General features: G+C 72.1%; 20 protein-coding genes. 9 read left to right on the forward strand and 11 right to left on the reverse strand.

Going from position 1 to position 24,065, the window contains the following annotated elements; genetic code table 11:
• Positions 1-11 precede the first annotated feature (11 nt).
• The 9 genes from JIX56_RS42270 to JIX56_RS42310 form a co-directional block, all read right to left on the reverse strand.
• Complete coding sequence (locus JIX56_RS42270; RefSeq protein ID WP_443032083.1) at positions 12-800, reverse strand: class I SAM-dependent DNA methyltransferase; 789 nt, start codon at positions 798-800, stop codon at positions 12-14.
• 227 nt (positions 801-1,027) lie between these two features.
• The gene (locus JIX56_RS42275; protein ID WP_257549021.1) at positions 1,028-2,290 is read right to left on the reverse strand and encodes an MFS transporter; all 1,263 of its coding nucleotides are present in this window, start codon (positions 2,288-2,290) and stop codon (positions 1,028-1,030) included.
• Positions 2,274-3,380: a dipeptide epimerase gene (locus JIX56_RS42280; RefSeq protein WP_257549022.1), complete on the reverse strand. Its 1,107-nt coding sequence runs from the start codon at positions 3,378-3,380 to the stop codon at positions 2,274-2,276. The genes JIX56_RS42275 and JIX56_RS42280 overlap by 17 nt, the downstream gene beginning before the upstream one ends.
• Entirely contained in the window at positions 3,377-4,465 is a 1,089-nt protein-coding gene (locus JIX56_RS42285) for a PLP-dependent cysteine synthase family protein (protein WP_257549023.1), read from the reverse strand. Before JIX56_RS42285 ends, JIX56_RS42280 begins: the two co-directional genes overlap by 4 nt.
• On the reverse strand, positions 4,462-5,313 hold the full coding sequence (locus tag JIX56_RS42290) for a Rossmann-like domain-containing protein (protein WP_257549024.1): 852 nt from the start codon (positions 5,311-5,313) through the stop codon (positions 4,462-4,464). Before JIX56_RS42290 ends, JIX56_RS42285 begins: the two co-directional genes overlap by 4 nt.
• Positions 5,310-6,566, reverse strand: a complete 1,257-nt coding sequence (locus JIX56_RS42295; RefSeq protein ID WP_257549025.1) for an ATP-grasp domain-containing protein — start codon at positions 6,564-6,566, stop codon at positions 5,310-5,312. The genes JIX56_RS42290 and JIX56_RS42295 overlap by 4 nt, the downstream gene beginning before the upstream one ends.
• Positions 6,567-6,732: 166 nt before the next feature.
• Positions 6,733-8,004, reverse strand: coding sequence for a vWA domain-containing protein (locus tag JIX56_RS42300; protein ID WP_257549026.1), 1,272 nt, complete (start codon positions 8,002-8,004; stop codon positions 6,733-6,735).
• Positions 8,001-9,281, reverse strand: a complete 1,281-nt coding sequence (locus JIX56_RS42305; RefSeq protein WP_257549027.1) for an AAA family ATPase — start codon at positions 9,279-9,281, stop codon at positions 8,001-8,003. Before JIX56_RS42305 ends, JIX56_RS42300 begins: the two co-directional genes overlap by 4 nt.
• Before the next feature lie 93 nt (positions 9,282-9,374).
• Entirely contained in the window at positions 9,375-10,844 is a 1,470-nt protein-coding gene (locus JIX56_RS42310) for a hypothetical protein (protein WP_257549028.1), read from the reverse strand.
• Positions 10,845-11,060: 216 nt separating this feature from the next.
• Between JIX56_RS42310 and JIX56_RS42315 the strand changes: the two genes are divergently transcribed.
• The 4 genes from JIX56_RS42315 (at position 11,061) to JIX56_RS42330 (ending at position 16,529) form a co-directional block, all read left to right on the forward strand.
• On the forward strand, positions 11,061-11,846 hold the full coding sequence (locus JIX56_RS42315) for a cyclase family protein (RefSeq protein ID WP_257549030.1): 786 nt from the start codon (positions 11,061-11,063) through the stop codon (positions 11,844-11,846).
• Positions 11,843-13,504 (forward strand): thiamine pyrophosphate-binding protein, encoded by a 1,662-nt coding sequence (locus JIX56_RS42320; RefSeq protein ID WP_257549032.1) that lies wholly within the window; start codon positions 11,843-11,845, stop codon positions 13,502-13,504. The genes JIX56_RS42315 and JIX56_RS42320 overlap by 4 nt, the downstream gene beginning before the upstream one ends.
• A gap of 186 nt (positions 13,505-13,690) precedes the next feature.
• The gene (locus JIX56_RS42325) at positions 13,691-15,178 is read left to right on the forward strand and encodes an MFS transporter (RefSeq protein ID WP_257549034.1); all 1,488 of its coding nucleotides are present in this window, start codon (positions 13,691-13,693) and stop codon (positions 15,176-15,178) included.
• Positions 15,179-15,335: 157 nt separating this feature from the next.
• Positions 15,336-16,529, forward strand: coding sequence for a right-handed parallel beta-helix repeat-containing protein (locus tag JIX56_RS42330; protein ID WP_257549036.1), 1,194 nt, complete (start codon positions 15,336-15,338; stop codon positions 16,527-16,529).
• A 55-nt stretch (positions 16,530-16,584) separates the two neighbouring features.
• Here the strand turns inward: JIX56_RS42330 and JIX56_RS42335 are convergent, their stop codons facing one another.
• A complete protein-coding gene (locus JIX56_RS42335) occupies positions 16,585-17,169 on the reverse strand; it encodes a TetR/AcrR family transcriptional regulator (protein ID WP_257549038.1) in 585 nt (194 codons plus the stop codon).
• Positions 17,170-17,410: 241 nt separating this feature from the next.
• Here JIX56_RS42335 and JIX56_RS42340 point away from each other — a divergent pair, with 241 nt between their 5' ends.
• The 5 genes from JIX56_RS42340 to JIX56_RS42360 all read left to right on the forward strand — a co-directional run bounded on the left by JIX56_RS42340 (position 17,411) and on the right by JIX56_RS42360 (position 22,687).
• Positions 17,411-17,977 carry a (2Fe-2S)-binding protein gene (locus JIX56_RS42340; RefSeq protein WP_257549039.1) on the forward strand — a complete coding sequence of 189 codons (567 nt, stop codon included), beginning with the start codon at positions 17,411-17,413 and terminating at the stop codon, positions 17,975-17,977.
• Positions 17,974-18,966 (forward strand): FAD binding domain-containing protein, encoded by a 993-nt coding sequence (locus JIX56_RS42345; RefSeq protein ID WP_257549041.1) that lies wholly within the window; start codon positions 17,974-17,976, stop codon positions 18,964-18,966. Before JIX56_RS42340 ends, JIX56_RS42345 begins: the two co-directional genes overlap by 4 nt.
• A complete protein-coding gene (locus JIX56_RS42350) occupies positions 18,963-21,083 on the forward strand; it encodes a xanthine dehydrogenase family protein molybdopterin-binding subunit (protein ID WP_257549042.1) in 2,121 nt (706 codons plus the stop codon). Before JIX56_RS42345 ends, JIX56_RS42350 begins: the two co-directional genes overlap by 4 nt.
• Complete coding sequence (locus tag JIX56_RS42355; protein ID WP_257549043.1) at positions 21,076-22,293, forward strand: XdhC family protein; 1,218 nt, start codon at positions 21,076-21,078, stop codon at positions 22,291-22,293. Before JIX56_RS42350 ends, JIX56_RS42355 begins: the two co-directional genes overlap by 8 nt.
• 70 nt (positions 22,294-22,363) lie before the next feature.
• Entirely contained in the window at positions 22,364-22,687 is a 324-nt protein-coding gene (locus JIX56_RS42360) for a hypothetical protein (protein WP_257549044.1), read from the forward strand.
• Here the strand turns inward: JIX56_RS42360 and JIX56_RS42365 are convergent.
• On the reverse strand, positions 22,631-24,016 hold the full coding sequence (locus tag JIX56_RS42365) for an RICIN domain-containing protein (RefSeq protein WP_257549045.1): 1,386 nt from the start codon (positions 24,014-24,016) through the stop codon (positions 22,631-22,633). The two genes, JIX56_RS42360 and JIX56_RS42365, sit on opposite strands and share 57 nt — an antisense overlap.
• Between the last annotated feature and the right edge of the window lie 49 nt (positions 24,017-24,065).

A 24,065-nucleotide genomic window follows, 5' to 3' on the forward strand; every position in this document is an offset into this window, starting at 1 on the left:
TGGATGAGGGGTCAGTGGGCAAAGGTGAGTCGCGCGACGACGTGCAGCCGGTCCGCGTCCGTCGCGCGGCCGGGCAACTGCCCTTCCTGCCACGGTGGTTCGGTACGCGGGCCCGGACCGTCGTGCAGTTCGAGCACCTCGAAACCGTGCGTGACCAGGACGTGGCGCAGCTCCTGCGGGAACAACAGCCGCCATGCGGAGCACTGTTCGGCGGGTGGCGCGCCGTCGTCCGAGGTCCAGACGCGGGTACGGCGCAGCAGTTGGGCGGTGCGGTCGACGGTCAGGGTGGTGGTGGACCGGTAGGCCGTGCCCTGCCAGGTGAAGGCGTTGACGGTCGGGGTGTCGAGCAGGTCGGTACGGCCCAGGAAGTACGCGCCGTTGCGCATCTCCGCGACCAGCAGCCCGCCGGGCGCGAGCGCCCGGCGGCAGGAGGCGAGGAAGCCGTCGAGCTGGGCGTTGGTGTGGCAGTACAGCAGGGAGCTGTCCAGGCAGACGACCGCGTCGAAGGCGGCCCGGCCCAGGTCGAAGCCGTGCAGGTCCGCCCGCACGTACGTCGGCCCGGGGTGCCGGTCCCCGGCGTGGGTGAGCATCGCCTCGGAGAGGTCCGCGCCGGTCACCGTACGGCCGGCGTCGTGCAGGTGCGCGGCGTCGCGCCCGGTGCCGCAGCCCATGTCCAGGACGCGCGGCCCGGCCCCGTGGCGCCGCAGACAGTCCTCGGCCCAGCGCCCGGCCAGCCGGCCGGAGTCGGGGAAGCGGGCCTCGTACAGCTCGGGGTTGTCGGTGAGGAGGTTGCGGCCCACGACCCGGGCGGTCGCTCGGCCTGTCGTGTCGGCGATCGGTGATCCCGGCGCCTCGCCTCTCACCTCGCCGGTCGCTCGGCTGGTGGCCTCGCCCCCCACCTGGTCGGTCGCTCGGCTCGTGCCCTTGTTCGTCACGGCGCCGGCCGTTCGGCTGGTGGCCTCGCCCCTCATATCGGCGGTCGCTCGGCTCGTGGCCTCGCTCGTCACGTCGCCGGTCGCTCCGCCCGTCATGCCGTGCTCCTCTCTTTCCCCGGGGCGGTGGTGACCGGGGCCGGCGTGGAGGGCAGTGCCCCGCGCCGGTACAGCCAGGCCACCCCGCCCGCCGAGGCCAGCCCGAACAGGGCGCAGCATGCCCAGGGCAGCCAGCCGTGGCCGCCGCGCGCCCCGGCGTCCATGGCCCACCCGACGACGGTGTTGCCGACGGCCGCCGCGACCCCCGAGACCACGTAGAAGATCCCGAAGTACGTGCCGGTCAGCTCCGGTCGCCCGAAGCGCGGGATCAGCTCCATCACGAACGGCGAGGCGACCATGAGGCCGAGGTAGAGGAGCAGCGCGCCGAGCAGGACGGGTACGGCGGCGAGCCACCCGGAGGCCCCGACGCTCGCCCCGAGGGCCGGCGGCACGAACGCCAGTGCCGTCACCGCGAGCCCCACGCCGATCCACCGTGCCCTGTCGCCCCGCGACTTGAGCGATTTGGTGATACGCAGCTGGAGCGCGAGATTGGCGAGCGTGCCCACGAGGAAGACGAGGCCGGCCGCGCCGTCCCAGCCGGTGGCGTCGCGTGCTCCGGCGGGCAGCAGCAGGTACAGCTGGTTCTCCAGGGTGAACATGCCGACCATGGCGAGCGCGAACGCCAGGAAGGCCCGGTTCCCGAGGACCTCGCGCCAGTCGCCGAGGACACCGCTGCCGGTCGGCTCGACCTTCCGGGCGGGCAGGACGAGGGCCTGCGCCACGGTGAGGACCGCGAAGATCCCGGCGGCGGTGAGCGCGGACGTACGGAAGTCCACGAGCAGCAGCACGCTGCCCAGCAGCGGCCCGATCAGGGCTCCCGTCGTGGCGAACACGTTGAACAGCGCGAACGCCTCCGCCTTGCGCTCCCCGGCCTCCTGCGCCAGATAGGCCCGCACCGCCGGATTGAACAGGGCCCCGGCGAGCCCGCTGAGTACCGAGGCGGCCAGGAGCACCGCCAGCCCGTCGCCGAGCGCGAACAGCCCGAACCCGACGGTCCGCAGCGCGCACCCGGCGATGATGACCCCCCGGGCGCCGAGCCGGTCGGACGCGGAGCCGCCGATGATGAACAGGCCCTGCTGGCTGAGGTTCCGGACGCCCAGGACGATGCCGACGACGGCCGCCGACATGCCCAGGTTCTCGGTGAGGTGGGTGGCGAGGTAGGGGATCAGGAGGTAGAAGCCGATGTTGACGCCCAGCTGGTTGACCAGCAGGAGGCGGACGGCGAACGGGAAGCGGCGTATCTCATGCCACGTCTGCACGGCGTGTCTCCCCCGGCTGCCGAGCGTGCCCCGTCCGTCCCGCCTCCGCTGCCTCCCGAAGCCGAACTCCCAGACCAGGCACACCACTTGCGCGTACGAATCCGTCGGTGCCCCCGATGCCGGTCCACGGGTCGTCGGCGAGCAGGAGGTGCCCGTCGAGGTCCACCCAGCGGGCCCGGTCGGCGAGATGGACGGCGGGGGCGAGCCCGAGGCTGCTGGCGGTGAGGCAGCCGAGCATCAGCTCGGTGCCGCTGCCCTCGATCGACTCGGCGATCCGCAGGGCCGCGTGGACGCCGCCGCACTTGGCGAGCTTGATGTTGACTCCGTGTACACGCCCCGCGAGCCGCCGTACGTCCTCCAGCCCCACCGCGTCCTCGTCGGCGATGACGGGCAGCGGCGAGCGCTCCGCGAGGGCCGCCAGGGCGTCCGGATCACCGGGAGCGAGGGGCTGCTCGACGGCCTCCACCCCGAGTTCCGCGAAACGCGGCAGCAGGACCTCGGCCTGCGCCGCCGACCAGGCGCCGTTGGGGTCCAGGAGCAGCCGGACCCGGGGTGCGGCGTCGCGGATGACCCGTACGCGTTCGACGTCGTCCTCCGGGTCGGGCGCCCCGGCCTTGACCTTGACGACCTCGAAGCCGCTCGCGGCGAGGCGGCGGGCCTCGGCCGCGGCACGCGTCGGCGAGGTGATGCCGATGGTCCGGGCGGTCGCGGCCACCGGTGCCACCGGAGCGCCGAGCAGCCGGTGCACGGGGCTGTGCGCCCGCTTCCCCACGAGGTCGAGCAGCGCGGCACCCACGGCGGCGGTCACGGCGGGCGGAGTGCCCGCCCCGGCCGGCTCGCCGCCCCGCAGGGCCTCCAGGGCGCTCTCCGGATCACCGAAGCGGACGAGGTCCGCGGCGACGGCGGTGAACAGCCGTCCAAGGGTGTCGGCGTCGAGGCCGTAGTAGACGCTGGTGACGGCCTCACCGTGGCCGGCCAGTCCGTCGTGTTCGATGGTCAGCCACACCGCGTCACGCGCGGACATGGTGGAGCGGGAGATGCGCAACGGCTCGGCGAGTTCGAGGCGTACGGTGCGCTGGGTGGCCTTCACAGTCTCTCTTCCGAATGGGGGACCTTGAGCGGATCGGCGACCCTGCCGCACCGGACCCAGCCGACGGCCTCGGCCGCACCGGGATGGGGGATCTCGACGGGGCGGACGGCGGCGGAGGCCGGGTCGAGGCCGTGCGCGGTGGCGAAGTCGTCGTCGTAGACACTGCCGAGGTAGCGGTGGGGGCCGTCCGGAAAGACGGTGGCGACGACGGCGCCCGAGTGGACGCGGGCCGCCCAGGCGGCGACGAGCGCGACCGCGCCGGTGCTCCAGCCGCCGCTGACGAAGCTGCCCCGGGCGAGCCGACGACAGCTGTCCACGGCCTCCGCGGGCCCGACCCAGTGGACCTCGTCGAAGGCGTCGTAGGCGACGTTGCGCGGGTGGATGCTGCTGCCCAGGCCGCGCATCAGTCTCGGCCGGGCCGGCTGGCCGAAGATCGTGGAGCCGGTGGAGTCGACGCCGACGAGGCGCAGCGCGGGCCAGTGCCGCCGCAGCGGGCCGATGATGCCCGCGCTGTGGCCGCCGGTGCCGACACTGCACACCAGGATGTCCAAGTGGTCCAGCTGGACGGCGAGTTCGGCGGCCAGCGAGGCATAACCGGCGGTGTTGTCCGGGTTGTTGTACTGGTCGGGCCAGTACGCCCCCGGCAGCACGGCCAGCAGCTCCCGCAGCCGCGCGAGGCGCGCCGCCTGCCAGCCGCCCCGGGGGGCCGGGCGGTCCACCAGCTCCAGCCGTACGCCGTGGGAGCGCAGCAACTGCCGCATGGACGGCTCCAGTTCGCTGTCGCCGACCAGCACGACCGGATGGCCGAGCGCCTGCCCCGCGAAGGCGAGCCCGATGCCCAGCGTGCCGGACGTCGACTCCACCACCGGGGCGCCGGGCCGCAGTTCGCCGCGCTCACGGGCGCCCAGCAGCATGGACACGGCGGCCCGCGCCTTCATCCCGCCCGCCGCGAGCCCTTCCAGCTTGGCCCAGAACCCCGGCTGGGGCCCGGGCAGATCGGCGGTGATGCGCGCCAGCGGCGTACGCCCGACCAGGGACAGCAGCTCGGGGCGGGCGACGGTACGCAGGACGGTCGACGAGGTCACTGGCGGTCTCCCGGATCCGGACAGTTGAGGTGGTAGCGGTGCAGCGTGCCCGGCCCCGCGTCCAGCCAGAAGAAGGGATACGGCTCCGCGCACACCGCGCTCACGCCGTGACCGAGGAACCTGGGCAGCACCGCGCTGCCCGTCTGCGCGAACATCACCAACTGCTTGTCGTGCGCCAGCGCGTGCCGCCGCAACGGTTCGAAGGTGCCGTTGCTCAGCGTCATCCCGGACACGAGCAGCGCGTCACAGCGGTCGGCCGCCCCGAGCGCGTCGGCGACGACCTCCTCGCCCCACTCCGTGACCCCGCCCTTGAGATCGCACGGCACATAGCCGATCCCGCGCGAACGCAGCGCCTCCAGAAGGGAGTTGACGACACCCACCACGAGCACCGTCGCACCCGGTGGCGATGCGAGCAGCTCGACCACGGCCCGCGCCCGCGCTCGCGACTTCTCCAGCGACGTCCCGGCCGGCAGCGCGAACGGGCGCGCCCCGTTCTCCGGCGTGTGCGGGCCGACATGCATCAGATAGGCGTCCAGCGCGGCCACCCGTACCGGAAGGAGCGGATGATCCAGAAGGCGGGCGACATCGGCGCCGACACAGTCGTCGATCGCCGCGTCCGGCAGAGCGCCGGGCTCGACCGCGCAGGACCCCACGGCACCGGCGAGCCGCAGGCTGAGCACCTCGTTCCGATAGCCGGTACCCCGCCCGTCGTGCCGCACGGCCTGCCGCGTCACGAACGCCACCGCGATCCGCACCGTCCTCGGATCCGGGCCGAGTTCGCCCGCGCGAGCCCGCTCCACCAGTTCCTCGTACGTGGCCGCGCGGGCCATCGGCGCGACGGCGGTCACCGGATCACCAGCCCGGCGCTCAACTCGCCCAGCAGCGCCTCGACCTGCCCGCGCGCACCCAGCCCGTCGGGGTCGCCCACCATGACATGCCCGAGATACTCGTTGTTGCTTCCCGCCGCCTTGACCGGCCGGCCCGGCTCGGCGAGCTGTACCTCCAACACGCCTGGCACATCCGTGAGTTGACCGCCGTCCAGCGCTTCGAGCGTGCCCGATCTCTCCGGTACGAGGAAGCCGACGGCCGCGCTGCGCAGCCCGGTCTCCCGGCGCCGCAGATCGGGCTCGCGGCCGAGGGCGACCTCCACGGCGGCCGCGGCCAGGTCGATGCCGGTGACATGGCGGACCAGCTCGGTGATGCGGTTCCCGGCGGGCCGGGGGTTCACCTCGACCACACGCGGCCCGGCCGGGGTCAGCTTGATCTCCGTGTGCGCCACGACACCGTCGGTCAGCCCGAGCGCCTTGAGCGCGCCCAGCGCGGTCTGCTCGGCGGCCTCCGCGTCGGCGCCCGTCAGGGCGGCGGGGAACATGTGCCCCGTCTCGATGAACGCGGGCGCCCCGCCGACGCTCTTGTCGGTCACCCCGACCACGTGCACCGCCCCGGCGTACGACACGGTCTCGACGCTCACCTCGGGCCCGGTCAGCAGCTCTTCGAGGAGCACGGCGGGTACCCGCCGCTGCCCGCGCGCGTTCAGCGGAAAGTCGGCCAACTCCCTTACCGCCGACATGAGTTCGACCTCGTCGTCGACACGCCGTACGTACATGCCCGCGCACAGGTCGACGGGCTTCACGACGAGCGGATAGCCGATCTCCCGTGCCGCCCGGGCGAGGTCGGCCCACTCCTCATGGAGAGCGAAACGCGGTCCGGGCACCCCGGCGTCGGCGAGGACGCGGCGGGTGGCGTCCTTGCGGCAGGCGTCCGCGACGGCCTCCGGGCCCGGCCCGGCGAGTCCGAGGTGCCCGGCGATCCGGGCCACCGTCGGCAGGTAGTAGTCGCAGGACGAGATCACTCCGTCGAAGCCGAACACCGCGTGCAGGCGTTCGACCTCCGGCAGCAGGGTGTCGATGTCGTTGGTGTCGGCCGTGACGATGTTCCGCGCGCCGAGCAGCGGATGGGCCGTGCCCTCGGGGGCCGAGCGGAGGTAGTGGTGCAGGTCGCGGGTGAGGAACGTGAACGCGTGCCCGCCCTCCCGGATGGCCCGTGGCAGCAGCCTGCTCATCGATCCGACCCAGCTCTCGACCACCAACAGATGAGCCACAGCTCCCCTTTTCGTGCGGTGCGTTCCGGCCTCAGGGCAGCCCGACGGCACCTCGACAAGGAGGCGCCCGGCTTGACATGCCCACCTTATCGATAATCGTTTTCATTGTCATGAGGGAATTGTGGTGCTGGATACGGGAGTAGTCCTGGTCAACGTCGGGCCCGCCCTACCCGATCTCCACCACACGTGCCCAGTCGGGCGGTGAGTCCGGTACGTAGTCGGGGTCGTCCTCGTCCCACGCACTGCCCGCGTACTGGCGGGGGAACAGGCCCACCACCGTCCGGCACGGCGGCCGTGAGTCGGGCCACGGTGTCTGCCCGTCGGTGAGGACCACGATGACGTCGGGCTTGGGATGGCTGCGGAGCGCCTTGGCGAAGCCGGTGCGGAGATCCGTACCGCCGCCGCCCATCAGGGGGATGCCCTCGGCCCGGCACAGCGGGTGGGCGATCCGGGCGGCCGCGTCGCACGGCACGACGGTGACGAGATCGCGGCGGCCGCCCACCGCACGGGAGATCGCGGCGACCTCCAGAAGCGCGCTGCCCAGTTCCACATCACTGACCGACCCGGAGGTGTCGATGACCACGGAGACATGGGGCGGTCTGCGCCGCAGGCTCGGCAGCACGGTTTTCGGCACTCCGGCCGAGCGCCGCGACGGCCGGCCGTAGGAGTAGTCCTCGCCCGCGCCGGGGGCGGAGGCCGCCGACCGTACCGCCGCGCCCAGCAACTCCCGCCACGGCTGCGGCGGATGGAACGCCTCCTCCGCCCACCGCTGCCAGCCCTCGGGCGCGGAACCCGGACGGCCGGTGATGCCCTGCGCCACCCGGAACCGGACCGCGTCCCGCTCCCGCTCGCTCAGGCCGTGCGCCCCGTCCGGCCCCAGCTCCCACTCCCGGTCCAGACCGTCGGCGCCACTGCCGCAGTCCAGCCACGCCAACTCCTGTGTGCGCGGCCCGAGTTGGAACTGACGCAGATAGTCCTCCATCAACTGTCCCTCGGGCAGCCTCAGGAACGCCGGATCGACCACCCCCTCGGGCTTGACCAGCCCGTCGCCGAACACGTCGTCGTTGATCTCGCAGTCCGCGGCGATGTTCATGCGCAGCCGCTCCCCGGGACCGGTCAGGCCACGCTCCTTGGCGACCCGGTCGCTGCGCCCGTGATGGTCGCGCAGCAGATGCGACACCTCGTGCACCCATACGCCGGCCAGCTCCTCCACCGGCGTTCGGTCCACGAAGCCCGGCGAGACGTAACACCGCCAGTGCCGGTCCACGCCCATGGTGGGCACGTGCCGGGACGCGACGGTGTGCAGCGCGAACAGCGCCGTCGCCAGATAGGGCCGGGCCCGCGCCGCCTGGAGCCGGGCGGCGAAGAGCTTGTCGAGGTCGAGGTCCTGGGTGCCCGGCGCGCCGGTGCTCACCTCGGCAGTCGTGTCGGTGCTCATCGGCGGCCCTTCGTCGCCGTCCTGGCCCGGGCCGCCGCCTGGTCCGCCCGCCGGGACAGCGTCACCACTCCGGCGAGGTTCTCGATCGCCGCCGGAACGTCCCAGTCCTCGCGGCGCAAGGAGGCGAGGGTGGTCGCGGGCACGACCACCAGATCCGGGGCCCCCGTCTCCAACGCCCGGACCAGCAGCGCCCACGCCGCGTCCCAGCGGGCCTTCTCCGGCCGTGCCCGGACCGCCGCCACCACACCGTCCAGCACCGCCTGCCGCAGGTCGCCCCGCCCGGGCAGGACCGCACTCGCCGGGTCCGCGAGCAGTTCCTCGGGATCCGGGAGGTCCAGCCGGTCCAGACCGGCCAGCAGCTCCAGCCCCGGACCGTCGCCCACGGTGCCCCTGACCAGCAGGGACAGCACATCCCGGGAGACGCCGGAGGCGGTGGCGAAGGCGATCAGACGGAGGGTCATCTCCCAGCTTCGGGGCGACGGCCACGGGCCACCCCGGCGGCTTTCGCTGCTGGGCAGTTGATGCACGAGCTTGGGGCGCGCGGCCAGCAGCGCGCACACCGCGCGACGGGCGAAGTCCACGGCCTGCGACAGCCGCTCCGGCGCGAGTTTCGGCAGGGTGGCCCTGGGCCAGGTCCCGCCGAGACCCCGTACGACGACCTCGTGGTCGTGCGTCCACTGAAGGTGCACGAACCGGTTGGCCAGCGGCGGGCTCAGCTCCCAGCCGTCGGCCGCCGAGGACCGCGGGTTGGCGGCGGCCACGATCCTTACTTCGGGAGGTAGTTGCAGTGCGCCGATCCTTCGCTCCAGCACCAGCCGCAGCAGCGCGGCCTGCACGGCCGGCGGCGCCGTCGACAGCTCGTCCAGGAACAGCAGCCCCCGGCCGGCGCGTACGAGCCGCACGGCCCAGTCCGGCGGAGCCATCGGCACGCCCTGCTCGGCCGGGTCGTCTCCCACGATCGGCAGCCCCGAGAAGTCGGACGGCTCGTGCACGCTGGCGATCACGGTGGTCAGCGGAAGATCCAGGGCGGCCGCGAGCTGCGTCAGCGCCGCGGTCTTGCCGATCCCCGGCTCCCCCCACAGCAGTACGGGCAGATCCGCTGCGACGGCCAGGGTCAGCGCCTCCAGCTGGGTGTCGGGGCGCGGTTCGGTGGTCGTGGTGCGCAGCAGGCTCAACAGGTCACTGGCGACGTCGAGTTGGGAGATGGGGTCGGTATCGGTGCCGGTATCGGTATCGGAGAAGGCGTTGGGCAAGGCGAACGGGGCGCGAGTGGGCATGTTTGATCACCTGTGGTGTGTAGAGGGCGTGCGGGGGTGACGGCCCCCGTGACGATGTGAAGTGAGCGGGTGCCGGGGACCGAGGTCCCCGGGTCAGTAGAAGGTCGCGACGCGCGGGCGGCGGTGGCGGGGACGGCGGCGGCCGACATCGCTGCGGACCCGGCCGGGACCGGGATCGGCAAGGCCCGCCCGGTACAGGCCGTAGGCGATCCGGCGTCGGGCGGCCGCCTCCAACTCGTCCCGGAGAGCACCGTCACGCAGTACCGCCTCGGGGCCGAGCAGCCCCTCGACGACGGCCAGCGCACCGGCGATGTCCCCGTGGTCCAGGCGTTCGCGCACGCCGGACAGACAGTCCGGGCGGCGGTGTGCCTCGTCGATCGCCTGCAGGCAGGGGAGGGGAGTACCGGTCAGCTCGACCAGCAGTTCCTCCCGCCGGATCTCGGCCGGGTCATGGTCCAGCGGGACCAGTACCCCGTCGACCAGGCCGATCCGGTGCCGCTCTCCCCGGCACTCCACGATCCGCGGTCGCCCCGCCCGGTCCGGAGCCCCGGACGGACCCGACGGCACATGACCCGGTACCAGCGCCGACGCGACCAGCGGGTGCAGCCGCTCGACGTCGATCGCGCCGGCACGGATCAGCTCCAGATCGGGCAGCACCCAGGTCGCGGCGTCGGGCAGGACGGGCAGCGAGGCGCCGACGCCGTCGTCGCCGGATGCGACGGCGATCCGCAGGGCGGGCGGCTCGTTGCCGTTGCCGTTGAGGCTGCGGCCGTCGGCGTCCGCGCCCGGCCCCGATCCCACGTCCAGCATCAGTCGGCGCCGGGCCCCGCAGCGCACGAGGACGGTACCGGTGGATCGCCCCTCCGCACGCAGCACGACCGCCGCCTCGTCCGCCCACCGCTCGACGGCACAGCCGCGCTCCGCGGCCAACGTCCCCCACACGTCCGTCCCCGGCACATCGGAGTCCACCAGCGAGGGACCCGGTGGAGACGGGCCGTCGGCGGCCGACGCATCCGCTCCGGCCCGAACCCGCAACTCACCAGCTCTGCGCGCGTCCCACAGATGGCGATGCAGATCGAGTCGGTACCGACGGCTGGGGCGCGGATGCGGATGACCGCGGGCGGCGGCCTCGGACCGGGACCCGTCCCACAACGCGAGGCCGATCCGCTGACCGGCGTCCGCCCAGGCGGGCGGAGTCCGGGCCACGAGGTGCACGGGATACGGTCCGGCACGCCCCGCCACGTCGTAACGGGCCAGCGAGAGGGTCAGGCCCGGGCGCAACAGCCCGTCGGGCGCGATCCTCGGCATGTGCCAGCGCAACAGGTCCGGGGCCAAATACCTGAGATCGGCCCGGACCTGGGCCGCGAGCTCGTGGCCATGACCGTGTGCCACGGAACGCATATCGAGGTCGATGTCGATACCTGCGGCGGCACACGCCCCGGCCCAGTCGCCGACAGCACGGCGGACGGTCGCAGTCTCGATCATGGAGGGTGGCACGGCGAACTCGCGCACGCGCGACCAGAAGGAAAGCCGGGAATCCCCGTTCGCGATATGAGTGAGCATCAGCACTCACCTTGCGCGGACGGGACCCCCATTCTGCCAATGGAGTGAGTCATCATCGCGGCGAGCATAACGCCACCCGCGCCGATCCTGCACATGTTTTCGACGGGAGCGAGCACAACCCGGGCCGCCAGGGACGGGAACACTCCACCTGGTGCGCGTGCGCACCCGCTGACACCCTGGACGGGCCGACCGCATTCGCCCCCCCAGGAGGCCGTCATGACCCAACCCTCCGTCCTCGCGGCCCTGGTGTCCGGGATGCGCAGTGGCGCGATCGAGGTCGTGGACCTCACCTCGCCCCTGTCGTCGTCGACGCCGGTGATCCAGCTGCCGCCCGGGTTCGGCCAGACCCAGGTGTTCGAACTGGAGGAGATCAGCCGGTACGACGACCGGGGCCCGGCCTGGTACTGGAACAACTTCCGCAGCGGTGAGCACACCGGCACCCACTTCGACGCCCCCGTCCACTGGGTCACCGGAAAGGACCTCGACGACGTGGCGTCCGTACCGGCACGTCGGCTGATCGCACCCGCGGCCGTACTGGACTTCACAGCCCAAGCCGCCAAGGACCCCGACTTCCTCGTCGAGGTCGACCACATCAAGGCGTGGGAAACCGACAACGGGCCGCTGCCCGACGGCGGTTGGCTGCTGCTGCGCACCGGGTGGGACGCCCGCGGCCACTCCCAGGAGACGTTCCTCAACTCCGACGAGAACGGCCCGCACACTCCCGGCCTGTCATCGGACTGCGCCCGCTGGGTGGCGGACGAGACACCGGTGATCGGCCTCGGCGTGGAGACGGTCGGCACCGACGCCGGACGCGCGCACTCCTTCGACCCGGCCTTCCCGTGCCACTCGTACTTCCTCGGCAACGACAAGTACGGGCTCACGCAGCTGCGCAACCTGGCCGCACTCCCCCCGACCGGCGCCGTCGTCATCGCGGGACCGCTGCCCATCGTCGCCGGATCCGGGGCTCCCGCGCGGGTCCTCGCCCTGGTGGAGCGCGCATGAAGGTCGCCGAAGCGGTAGGCAGGGCACTGTACGCATCCGGCATCGACCACGTCTTCGGGGTGGTCGGCTCCGGCAACTTCCACTTCACCAACGCCCTCGTGGCCGCCGGCGCCCGATTCGTCGCCGCCCGTCACGAAGGCGGCGCCGCGACCATGGCCGACGCCTACGCCCGCACCAGCGGGACCGTCGCCGCGCTCAGCGTCCACCAGGGCCCCGGCCTGACCAACGCCGTCACCGGCATCACCGAGGCCGCGAAGAGCCGCACACCCCTGCTCGTACTGGCCGCCGAGGTGACCCAGCCGCACTCCAACTTCCACATCGACCAAGAGGCGTTGGCGCGGGCGGTGGGTGCGGTCACGGCACGCGTGACGTCGGCGGAGACGGCGGTCGCGCAGGCCTGCGAGGCCGTACGACGCGCTCTTCACGAACGCCGGACGATCCTCCTCAACCTGCCCTTGGACGTACAGGCCTCTGAGGTACCGCACGCCGCCCTGCCCGCCTCCCTCACTCCGCCACCCGCACGAGAGGCGATGTCGCCGGATGCGGACCAAGTAGCGGCGCTGGCACGGGAGTTGGAGAAATCACGGCGCTCCGTCTTCGTGGCCGGCCGAGGTGCCCGCACGCCCGGCGCCCGGGAGGCCCTCACCGCGCTCGCCGACCGTCACGGCGCCCTCCTCGCCACCTCGGCTGTCGCCCACGGCCTCTTCCACGGCAACCCCTGGTCCCTGAACATCTCCGGCGGCTTCGCCTCCCCCCTGACCACCGAACTGATCCAGGGCGCCGACCTGATCATCGGCTGGGGCTGCGCCCTGAACATGTGGACGATGCGCCACGGCAGCCTGATCGGCCCCGACGCCACCGTCGTACAGGTGGACGACGACCCGTCCGCGCTCGGCGCCCACCGCCCCGTCCACCTGGGCGTCACCGGAGACGTGGAACTCACGGCACGCCGGGCACTCGCGGTGGGCGACAGCGGTGGTGACATCCCCATCCACCGGCAGGGCTACCGGACCGCCGACACCGAAGCCGCCATTGCCGCCCGCGTACGGTGGCGGGACGTGCCGTACGAGGACGAGAGCGACCGGGAGCGGATCGACCCGCGCACCCTGAGCATCGCGCTCGACGACCTCCTGCCCGCCGCGCGTGTGATCGGCGTGGACTCGGGCAACTTCATGGGCCACCCCAGCGCGTACCTGTCCGTGCCGGACCACCAGGGCTTCTGCTTCACCCAGGCCTTCCAGTCGATCGGCCTCGGCCTCGCCACCACCGTCGGCGCGGCACTCGCGCAGCCCGACCGGCTGCCGGTGGCCGCCCTGGGCGACGGCGGAGCCCTGATGAGCGCCGTCGAACTCGACACCGTACGACGGCTCGGCCTGCCCATGGTGGTCGTCGTCTACAACGACGAGGCCTACGGAGCAGAGGTCCACCACTTCGGCCCGGACGGGCACCCCCTCGACACGGTCGTGTTCCCGCCGACCGACATCGCGGCCCTCGCCCGCGGCTACGGCTTCGAGGCGGTCACGGTACGCACCGCGGCCGACCTCGAGCCCGTCGAGGACTGGCTCGCCGGACCGCGTTCCGCGCCGCTGCTGATCGACGCGAAGGTGACCCGCGACCACGGGTCCTGGTGGCTGGAAGAGGCGTTCCGAGGGCACTGAAGGCGGTCCCAGGGCGGAGCCGGCGCTCAAGTGGTGACGGTCGCGGCAAAAGCGTAGCGTCGGACAGTGGACGCCGTGGACGGAACCGTTCACCGAGTTCTGCCTTTGCGATACGCCATGAGCAACCCGCAGCCGACTTCCCCCGCGCAGACCACCACTCGGGAATCAGGTGGTGGTGGGAGTGCGATGGCGCTCTTCGTCATCGCCTCGTGTCAGCTGATGGTGGTCCTGGACATCACCATCGTGAACATCGCGTTGCCGGACATCCAGCGCTCGCTGGACTTCTCGACGACGAGCCTGGCCTGGGTGGTCAACGCGTACACGCTGACCTTCGGCGGTCTGCTGCTGTTGGGTGGCCGGGCCGGTGACATCCTCGGCCGGCGGCGGGTGTTCATCTTCGGGGTGCTGCTCTTCGTGGCGGCCTCGCTCCTCGGTGGTCTCGCCCAGAACGCCGGCCAACTCCTCGCCGCCCGCGCCCTCCAGGGTGTCGGCGGCGCCATCGCGTCCCCGACGTCCCTCGCGCTGATCAGTACGACGTTCCGTGAAGGACCGGAGCGCAACCGGGCGTTCGGGGTCTTCGCGGCGGTCTCGGCGGGCGGCGGCGCGATCGGGCTGCTCGCGGGCGGCATCCTCGTGGAGTGGCTGAACTGGCGGTGGGTGCTGTTCGTCAACGTGCCGATCGGGCTGCTCATCGTGCTGGCCACACCCCGCTGGATCAAGGAGTCCGAACGCCACCCGGGCCATTTCGACATCACCGGCGCACTGACCTCCACCGTGGGCATGGTGCTCCTGGTGTACGGGTTCATCCGGGCCGCGCAGGAAGGGTGGCGGGACGGGCTGACGCTGGCCTCGTTCGCCGGGGCCGTCGTCGTTCTCGCACTGTTCGTCCTGGTCGAGCGGCGTTCGAAGCAGCCGATCACACCGCTGCACATGTTCCGTGACCGGAACCGGGCGGGCACCTACGGGATCATGCTGTGCCTCGCCGCCGCGATCTTCGGCATGTTCTTCTTCCTGACGCTCTTCGTGCAGAACGTGCTGGACTTCAGCCCGTTGCAGGCCGGGCTCGCCTTCCTCCCGGTCAGCGCCGTCATCGCGGTCGGGGCCGGGCTGGCCTCGAAGTTCCTGCCCGCGTACGGCCCGAAGCCGTTCATGGTGGTGGGCGCGATCCTGGCCGCGGCGGGCCTCGCCTGGCTGACCCTGACCGACGTCCACTCCACCTACGCCGGCAGCGTCCTCGGCCCGATGCTCGTCTTCAGCCTCGGCATGGGTATGGAGTTCGTCTCGCTGACCCTGATGGCGCTCTCCAACGTCGCCACCCAGGAGACCGGCGCCGCCTCCGGCCTCCTCAACGCCACCCAGCAGGTCGGGGGTTCACTCGGCCTCTCCATCCTCGTCACGATGTTCGGCACGGCCAGTACCAACGAGGCGGAGAAGCAGGTCCCGGACTTCCTGTCCGAGGCGACCCCGGCCGAGCGTCTGCAGTTCGAACGGACCGGGCAGCTTCCACCGCCCTGGTCCGACGAGGTGCTCACCGCCGGGGTCTCGGCCGCCTTCGTCATGGCCGCGATCTTCACGGTCGTCGCCGCGCTGATCGCCGTACTGGCCATCCAGGTCCGCCCGTCCGACCTGGAGCGGCTGAAGGGCGGGATGGCGTCCGGCGCGCCGCCTGGCTGAGGGCGCGAACCGATCGTCGCCGGGCCCCGATAGTCCATCCATGTGAATAAGAATCATGAGCATGAATATTGACGTGCTCAGGGCAACTCCCTAGCGTCGTTTCGGATGGAAAGCGCTTTCCCGCCAATCTGGCGAGCCGAAACCCGGGAGACGACCGATGCGTCCGAAATCCTTCACCGCGTACGCGGGCCTCATGAGCCTCCTGGTCGGCGGACTGGTCGCCCTCTCCAGTCCCTCGGCGCACGCCGCCACCAGCCTGTACGTGGCGACCAACGGCAACGACGGCAACGCCGGGACACTCTCGGCACCCTTACGGACCATCCAGCGCGCCGTGGACCTGGCGCAGGCCGGTGACACGATCCTGATCCGGGGCGGGACCTACGCGCCGACCACGAACATCCAGCTGCTCAAGAGCGGTACGGCGAGCCAACCGATCAGGATGGGCAACTACAGCGGAGAGCGGGTCGTCATCGACGGCGAGGGGATGCCGTACACGCCCGGAGCGGTGGGCTCCAGCATTCCGCGGGCCCAACGAGGCGCGATCCACATCGAGGGAGAGTACTGGCGGCTGAGCGGTCTGGAGATCGTGAACGGGCCGTACGGGATCTTCGGTGTGGACACCAGCGGCAATGTCTTCGAGCGGCTGATCACCCGGGACAACTACGAGTCCGGTGTGCACCTCCAGGGCGCGTCGAGCTCCAACCAGTTCATCAATCTGGACAGTTACGGCAACCGCGACCCGCGCAAGAACGGTGAGAGCGCCGACGGTCTGGCGATCAAGGAAGGCTCGGGGACGGGCAACGTGGTGCGGGGCGCCCGGCTGTGGAACAACTCCGACGACGGGCTGGACTTCTGGGAGTTCCTCTCGCCGGTGACGGTCGAGGCAAGCGCCGGGTACGGGAACGGCTACAACCGCTGGAGTCTGCCGAACTTCACGGGTGACGGCAACGGCTTCAAGCTCGGCGGCGGTGGTGAGGAGGACCTGCCCGCGGCGCATGTGGTGCGCAACAGCATGGCGTGGGACAACTCGGCCGGCGGGTTCATCGACAACGCCAACCCGGGCGCACTGGTGGCCGAGCGCTGCACGGCGTGGCGCAACAAGGGCACCGGATTCGACTTCGCCGACGCCGACGGCACACTGACGAAGAACCTGGCGGTGGCCAACGGGACGAATGTCTCGCTGGGCTCGAACTCCGGTGGCAGCGGCAACTCCTGGAACCTCGGCGGCACCTGGTCCTTCGTGAGCACCGACGCGGCCACGATCACCGGGGCCAGGGCGGCCGACGGCTCCCTCCCGGCCTCGCACTTCCTGCGCCCCGCGAACGGCGCGGACGTCGGGGCGCGGCTCTGACGAAAGGCCCTTGCCCGGTGTTCCTCGTGCGCCGCCCGGCCGGACCGGGCGGCGCTCATTTCTCCGTTCCCGGTGCCCCGGTACGCAGGCCGTCCATGACGAGGTCGAGGAGGCGGGTGGCGCGCGGCTGCCAGTCCTGCTGGGGGTCGATCTGCCAGAGGCCGGCGATGGCGAGGAAGAAGTCCTCGTGGGTGACTCCGGGGCGGATGGTTCCGGCCTTCTCGCCCGCGCGGAGCAGCAGTTCGGCGGCCTCGCTCACCGGGGCGTGCCCCGGCCTGTCCGGGGCGCTCAGGCCGCTGATGGCCTGGCGGATCGCGTCCGCGAGGCCCGCCTTGGCCATGGCGAACAGGGCGAGGCGGTCCATCCACTCGCGGAGCGCCCGGTCCGGCTCACGGGTCGCGAGCAGTTCCGCGGCGGCGTCGGCGACCTGCCGTATCTCGAACCGGTAGACCTCCAGGACGAGCGCCTCCCGGTTCGGGAAGTGGCGGTAGAACGTGCCCTGCCCGACACACGCCTTCCTGGCGATTCTGCTCAGCGGCGCGTCCGCGGAGCGCGTCAACTCGGTCAGGGCGACTGCCAGGATGCGCTCGCGGTTCCGCTGCGCGTCCGAGCGCAGAGGGGAGTCCTTCTTCTGCCGCACGCGTCCTCCTCACGGGTTCATGGCCGAAACCCGTCCTTGTTAACCGGACAACTGTCCGTTACGTTTTTCCGGAGAGGACAGCTGTCCGGTTGGTTCATCGTAGCGTCGGTGTGGCCGGCGCCAGTACCCCGGCTGCCCCGCATCCCTGACTCGACCGCCTGCCGGAGCGCGTACCTTTTTCCCTGTTTTCCCTGTTCTTCCTGTTTTCCCTGTGTCCCGGATACGCGAAAGAAGGCTGATCATGTCCCCAGCCACCTCCTCGACGTACAGCGCCATCACCCTGAACATCAACGGCGAGAAGCACACGCTCTCCGTCGACCACCGCACCACCCTGCTCGACGCGCTGCGCGAGCGACTCGATCTGACCGGCACCAAGAAGGGCTGCGACCAGGGACAGTGCGGCGCCTGCACCGTCCTCGTCGACGGACGCCGCAACGTGTCCTGTCTGCAGTTGGCGGTGGCGGCCGAGGGACGTGAGATCACCACCATCGAAGGTGTCGCCGAGGGCGAGCGACTCCACCCGGTGCAGCAGGCGTTCCTCGATCTGGACGGCTACCAGTGCGGCTACTGCACACCGGGCCAGATCTGTTCGGCCATCGCGGTCATCGAGGAGCACGCGGCGGGCTGGCCCAGCGCCGTCACCGACGACGTCCGCCCCGAGGCGACGCCGCCACCCCTGAGCGCCGAGGAGATCCGGGAGCGGATGAGCGGCAACCTGTGCCGCTGCGGCGCCTACGTGTCGATCGTCGAGGCCGTCGCCCGCGCCGCCGCCGACACCACGGCGAAGTCCAAGGAGGCCGTGGCATGAGGGAGTTCGACTACCGGCGCGCGTACGACGTCTCCGGCGCCGTCGCCCTCCTCGGCGCCGACCCCGAGGCCCGTTTCCTCGGCGGCGGCACCAACCTCGTCGACCTGATGAAGAGCGGCGTCGAGCGGCCCGCGCGCCTCGTCGACGTCCGCGAACTCCCGCTCGACGGGATCGAGCCCACCGAGGACGGCGGACTGCGCATCGGCGCGACCGTCACCAACAGCGACCTCGCCGCCCACCCCGAAGTCCGGCGCCGCTACCCGGCGTTGACCCAGGCGGTGCTGGCCGGCGCCTCGGGGCAGCTGCGCAACATGGCCACCGTCGGCGGCAACCTGCTCCAGCGCACCCGCTGCGGCTACTTCGCCGACGTCACCAAACCCTGCAACAAGCGGGTGCCCGGCAGCGGTTGCCCCGCGATCGAGGGCGAGCACCACAACCACGCGATCCTCGGCGCCTCCGAGCACTGCGTGGCCACCCACCCCTCCGACATGGGTGTCGCCCTGACGGCCTTCGACGCCGTCGTGACGTACGAAACGGCCGACGGGCCGGGCGAGTTGCCGTTCGCCGACTTCTATCTCCCGGTCGGGGACACCCCGCACATCGAGACGGCCCTGCCGCCGGGTGCCCTGATCACCGGCGTGACCCTGCCGCCCGCCGAGGTCGCCGCCCACTCCCGCTACCGCAAGGTCCGCGAGCGCGCCTCGTACGCCTTCGCCATCGGCTCCATCGCCGCCGCGCTCGACGTCCAGGACGGTGTCGTACGCGAGGTGCGGCTGGCCTTCGGGGCGGTCGCGTCCCGGCCGTGGCGGGCGTACGCGGCGGAGCGGGCGCTGACGGGGGCGCCGGCCGACGCCGAGACCTTCGCGGCCGCCGCGGACGCCGAACTGGCGGAGGCCAAGCCGCTGCCGCACAACGGATACAAGGTGCCGCTGATGCGCAACCTCGTCGTGGCCGTCCTGTCCGAACTCACCGAGGAGGCCACCCGATGACCATCGCCCCCACGGCACACAAGGGCGCCGTCGGCACCGCGCACACCCGCGTCGAAGGCCGCGACAAGGTCACCGGAGCGGCCCGCTACGCGGGCGAGATCCCCTTCGCCGGACTCGTCCACGGCTGGCTGGCGCTGTCCACCGTGGCCCGCGGCCGGATCCGCGCCATCGAGACCGCCGACGCGCTCGGGATGCCGGGCGTGCTCAGCGTCCTGACCCACGAGAACGCCCCGCGCGTCGACACCGACTACACGGGTCTCATGGGCACGAAACCGGACCCGACCACGGCCGTCTTCCAGCACGACCGGGTGCCGCACCTGGGCTGGCCGGTCGCGCTGGTCGTCGCCGAGACCTCCGAGCAGGCCCGCGAGGCCGCCGAGGCACTCGTGGTGCACTACGAACAGGAACCGCACGACGTCGCGTTCGCCGCCGAGCACCCGGACGCGTACGCGTTGGACACCTTCGGACCCGCGGTGATCGAGAAGGGCGACCTGGGGGCCGAACTCGCCGCGTCCGCCGTCGTCCTGGACGCCGAGTACACCACCCCCGAGGAACACCACAACCCGATGGAGCCGCACGCGGTGACGGCCCGCTGGGACGGGGGCCGGCTCGAAGTCGTCGACTCCAACCAGGGCACCATGTGGGTCGCGGGCGAGCTCGCCAACCTGTTCTCCCTCGACCCGGCCTCGGTGCGGGTCCTCTCCGAACACGTCGGCGGCGGCTTCGGCAGCAAGGGCGTCCGTGCCCACCAGGTCGCCGCGGTGATGGCCGCGACCGTCCTCCGGCGCCCGGTCCGGGTCGTCATGACCCGGCGTCAGATGTTCTCCCTGGCCGGCTACCGCAGCCCCACCACCCAGCGGGTCAGGCTCGGCGCCGACGCCGACGGGCGGCTCCGCGCCCTGGAACACCGCTCCCAGAGCCTCACCTCGACCGTCCACGAGTTCATCGAGCCGGGTGCCGGACCGGCCCGCGTGATGTACGACGCCGACGCCCACCACACCGCCAACAAGGTCGTACGGCTCGACGTGCCCACCCCGACGTGGATGCGCGCGCCGGGTGAGGCGCCGGGGTCGTTCGCCCTGGAGTCGGCGTTCGACGAGCTCGCCGAGAAGCTGGGCATCGACCCGATCGAGCTGCGCGCCCGCAACGAGCCCGAGCGGGGCCCCGTCTCCGGGCTGCCGTTCGCCAGTCGCCGTCTGCACGCCTGCTTCCGCGAGGGCGCAGGCAGGTTCGGCTGGGCCGACCGCGACCCGCGCCCCGGTCTGCGCCGCGACGGCCGCTGGCTGCTCGGCACCGGCACCGCCGCGGCCTCCTTCGGCGCGGGAGCCGCCCCCTCCACCGCCGGGGTGACGGCCGAGGCGGACGGCACCTTCACCGTGCGCGTCAACGCCGCCGACATCGGCACCGGCGCCCGCACCGCGCTCACCCTGGTGGCCGCCGACGCGCTGGAGGTGGCACCGGAGCGGGTCCGGGTCCGCATCGGTGACAGCGACTTCGGACCGGCCATGATCGCCGGCGGCTCGATGGGCACCCGCTCCTGGGCCTGGGCGGTCACGGCCGCCGCGACCGAACTGCGGGAACGGCTCGTCCTGAGCGACGGCATCCCGCCGGAGGGCATCATGGTCCGCTCGGACACCACGGCCGCCATCGGCGCCCTCGCCCAGAAGGAACGCCACTCCTACGGCGCCCAGTTCGCGGAGGTCGCCGTGGACCCCGCCACCGGCGAGGTACGCGTCCGCCGCATGCTCGGCATCTTCGCGGCCGGCCGCATCGTCAACCCCCTCACCGCACGCAGCCAGTTCATCGGCGGCATGACCTGGGGCATCTCCATGGCCCTGCACGAGGAGGCGGTACGCGACCAGGCCTCCGGCGGCCACTACGGCGCCGACCTCGCCGGCTACCACGTCGCCGCCCACGCCGACGTCCCCGCCATCGAGGCGGACTGGGTGGACGACCCCGACCCCGACGACCCCGTCGGCATCAAGGGCATCGGCGAGATCGGCATCGTCGGCGCGGCGGCCGCCGTCGCCAACGCCGTCTGGCACGCCACCGGCGTACGCCACCGCCATCTGCCGATCCGGCCCGACCGCGTCCTGATGGCAGGCCGGGATGCTTGACCTGGCCACCGAGCTGAGCGCGTGGGCCGAGGAGGGCCGGGACTTCGCCGTCGCCACCGTCGTGGCGGTGAGCGGCAGCGCCCCGCGCGGTCCCGGCGCGGCCCTCGCCGTCGACAGCGAGGGCACGGCCATCGGCTCGGTCTCCGGCGGGTGCGTCGAGGGCGCCGTGTACGAGCTGTGCCAACAGGCGCTGGCGGACGGCGAGACCGTCCTGCAGCGCTTCGGGTACAGCGACGAGGACGCCTTCGCCGTCGGCCTGACCTGCGGCGGGGTGATCGACATCCTGGTCACCCCCGTCACCGCCCGGTCACCCGCCCGAGCCGTCCTGAGCGCCGCGCTCTCGGCCGCCTGCAAGGACGAGCCGACGGCCGTCGCCCGCGTCGTCCGGGGCCCGGCCGAACTCCTCGGACAGGCCCTGCTCGTACGGCCCGCCGGGTCGCGCGAGCAGGGCGACAGCGGTGTGGGTGTCGGCTCGTACGAAGGCGGTCTCGGCGGTCACCCCGAGCTGGACCGGACGGCCGCCGCCGAGGCGCGGGCCATGCTGGACAGTGGCCGCACCGGCACGATCGAGCTCTCCGCGAGCGGAGCGAGATGGGGGTCCCCCCGGACGGAGTCTGGGGGAGGATCGCACTGCTCCGGCGGCCTCACGCTGCTCGTCGAGACGAGGGTGCCGCCGCCCCGCATGATCGTGTTCGGGGCGATCGACTTCGCGGCGGCGCTGGTGCGCGCGGGCAAGTTCCTCGGCTACCACGTCACCGTGTGCGACGCCCGCCCGGTCTTCGCCACGCGGACCCGCTTCCCCGAGGCCGACGACATCGTGGTGGACTGGCCGCACCGCTACCTCCGGCGCACCGAGACCGACAGCCGGACGGTCCTGTGCGTGCTCACCCACGACGCCAAGTTCGACGTACCCCTGCTGAAGACGGCCCTGCGGATGCCGGTCGCCTTCGTGGGAGCGATGGGCTCGCGCCGCACCCACGCCGACCGCGACCGGCGACTGCGCGAAGTCGGCCTGACCGATGGGGAGTTGGCCCGGCTCAGGTCCCCGATCGGGCTCGACCTCGGCGCTCGTACGCCCGAGGAGACCGCCCTGTCCATCGCGGCGGAGATCGTCGCGACCCGGCGCGGCGGCACGGGCGTACCGCTGACCGGGTCGGGGACGCCGATCCATCGGGAGGCGGGGGAGCGGGGAGCGGTGGCGGCGGCCTGAGTACCCGGGGCGGGGCGACTGAGTACGTGGTCGGATACCCCGCGCCCCGGGCCGCTGCTGAACTGTCGTCATGGACACGCACACCTCGCGCCCGCGCCCCCTCCGCAACGTCACCGCCACGGCCACCGCCACCGGTTCGGCCCTGGCGGTGGCCTTGCTCCCGCTGGTCGTCGGGGCGTTGGTGGCACGGTCGGTCGGCGGTGACCCGATGGCGTCGGTCAACGCCCTGATCGCGGGCGGCGGCGAACGGGCGAAACTGTGCCGGAGCCAGTTGCCCGTCCTGCGGCGCATCCGCAGGACGGGCAGCAGGACGGGTCGGCACCCGGCCCTGCGACGGCTACTGGCCGGCCGTGAGGACGTACGTGTTGAGGTTCCCCACGGTCGTGAGCGGTGACGGCGAGCCCAGGTCGTAGCGGTCCACGGCAAGGTAGTTGGGCTTCTTGCGGGCGGCTGGTGTGCAGAAGGTCTGCGCGCGGTTGAGCAGCTTGGCGTTGTCCGTCTCGGCCGTGCCGCTGACCGTGTAGTCGCGGAAGTGGTTCATGACGAACAGCGGGTGGAAGGCGGGCGAGTCCGTGGTGAGCGGTCGGCTCGTGCCCCAGCGGCTGTAGCAGGACCAGTCGGAGTCACCGATCCCACCGCCCATGGACCAGTAGTTCTCCACGGTCCACTCGCGCTGGTACATCACACCGAACGTGTCACGGGTCGTGTATCCGCTGGAGACGTCACTCGCGCGCGTACGGTCACTGAAGATCAGCAGCTGCTTGCCCCGGGCGGCGAGATCCGCCATCGTCGGCCAGCCGCTCGTCGCGACGCCCTCCTGGTCGGGCCGGTACAGCACGTCCGAGAGACCGCTGACGGAGGCCAGCGACGACTTCAGTATGTCGGAGGCCGTGTAGTCCTCCAGGAAGACGGTGACCACCTCACCCGGATGGGCCTCCAGGAAGTCGACCATGCGCTGGAGGTCCGTGGCGAGCGGAACCGGACTGCTGACCCCGTCACAACTGTTGTGGCACAGCACGGCCTGCCCCGACACGGTGTAGGCGTCGAGCATGAACCCCCGTACGCCGTCGGTGAGTTGCTGAGCGACGCCCCGCGACTGGTTGGGGAAGAGACTGACCGGGAACGAGGCGAAGTTGCCGTCCACTCCGTTCGCGTAGGCGTTGTGCGAGGTGAGGAACGAGACCTGGTCGAGGGTGCGCGTGTCGGTGGACGGCATGGCCGTCGTGGCGTAGGTGACCGGCGTGAGGTACCAGCGGGCGTAGGTGCCGCTCGACCCGATCTGGACGACCGAGGAGTCCGAGGAGGCGCCCGTCAGATACTGCGAGGTCCCGGGCACGCCGATGGTGTACGTGCTGTTCGCGGCCTCGGTGATCGTCCACGTGGTGCCGTCCGCGCCACAGGTCGTGGTCACCGCCGAGGTGCCGCCGCGCCCGAGGCAGATCCCCGACTCGTCGGCGTTCCGCAACTGATGGCCGCCGCTGACGGCGACCGGAGTCCACTGCTGGTGGTCCTCGTTGCCCTTGGGGTTGTGCGCGGCGACCGTACCGCCGTTGTCCGCCGCGTTGAGCCCGGTGACGGAGTTCTGCAGATAGACCGCGTACGTGGGGACCGCCGCGACGGCGGGGCCCGAGAACGCGACGGGCACGCCCAGGGCGAGCGCGGCGACCGTGCACAGGGCACGGGCACGGGCACGGGCACGGGTACGGGTACGGGTGAGGCTCACGGGGTTCCTTCCACTCCGGCGCACCGGCATTGATGTCATTGATGTCAGA

Origin of the sequence: Streptomyces sp. CA-210063 (assembly GCF_024612015.1) — a bacterium.
Classification (GTDB): Bacteria; Actinomycetota; Actinomycetes; order Streptomycetales; family Streptomycetaceae; genus Streptomyces.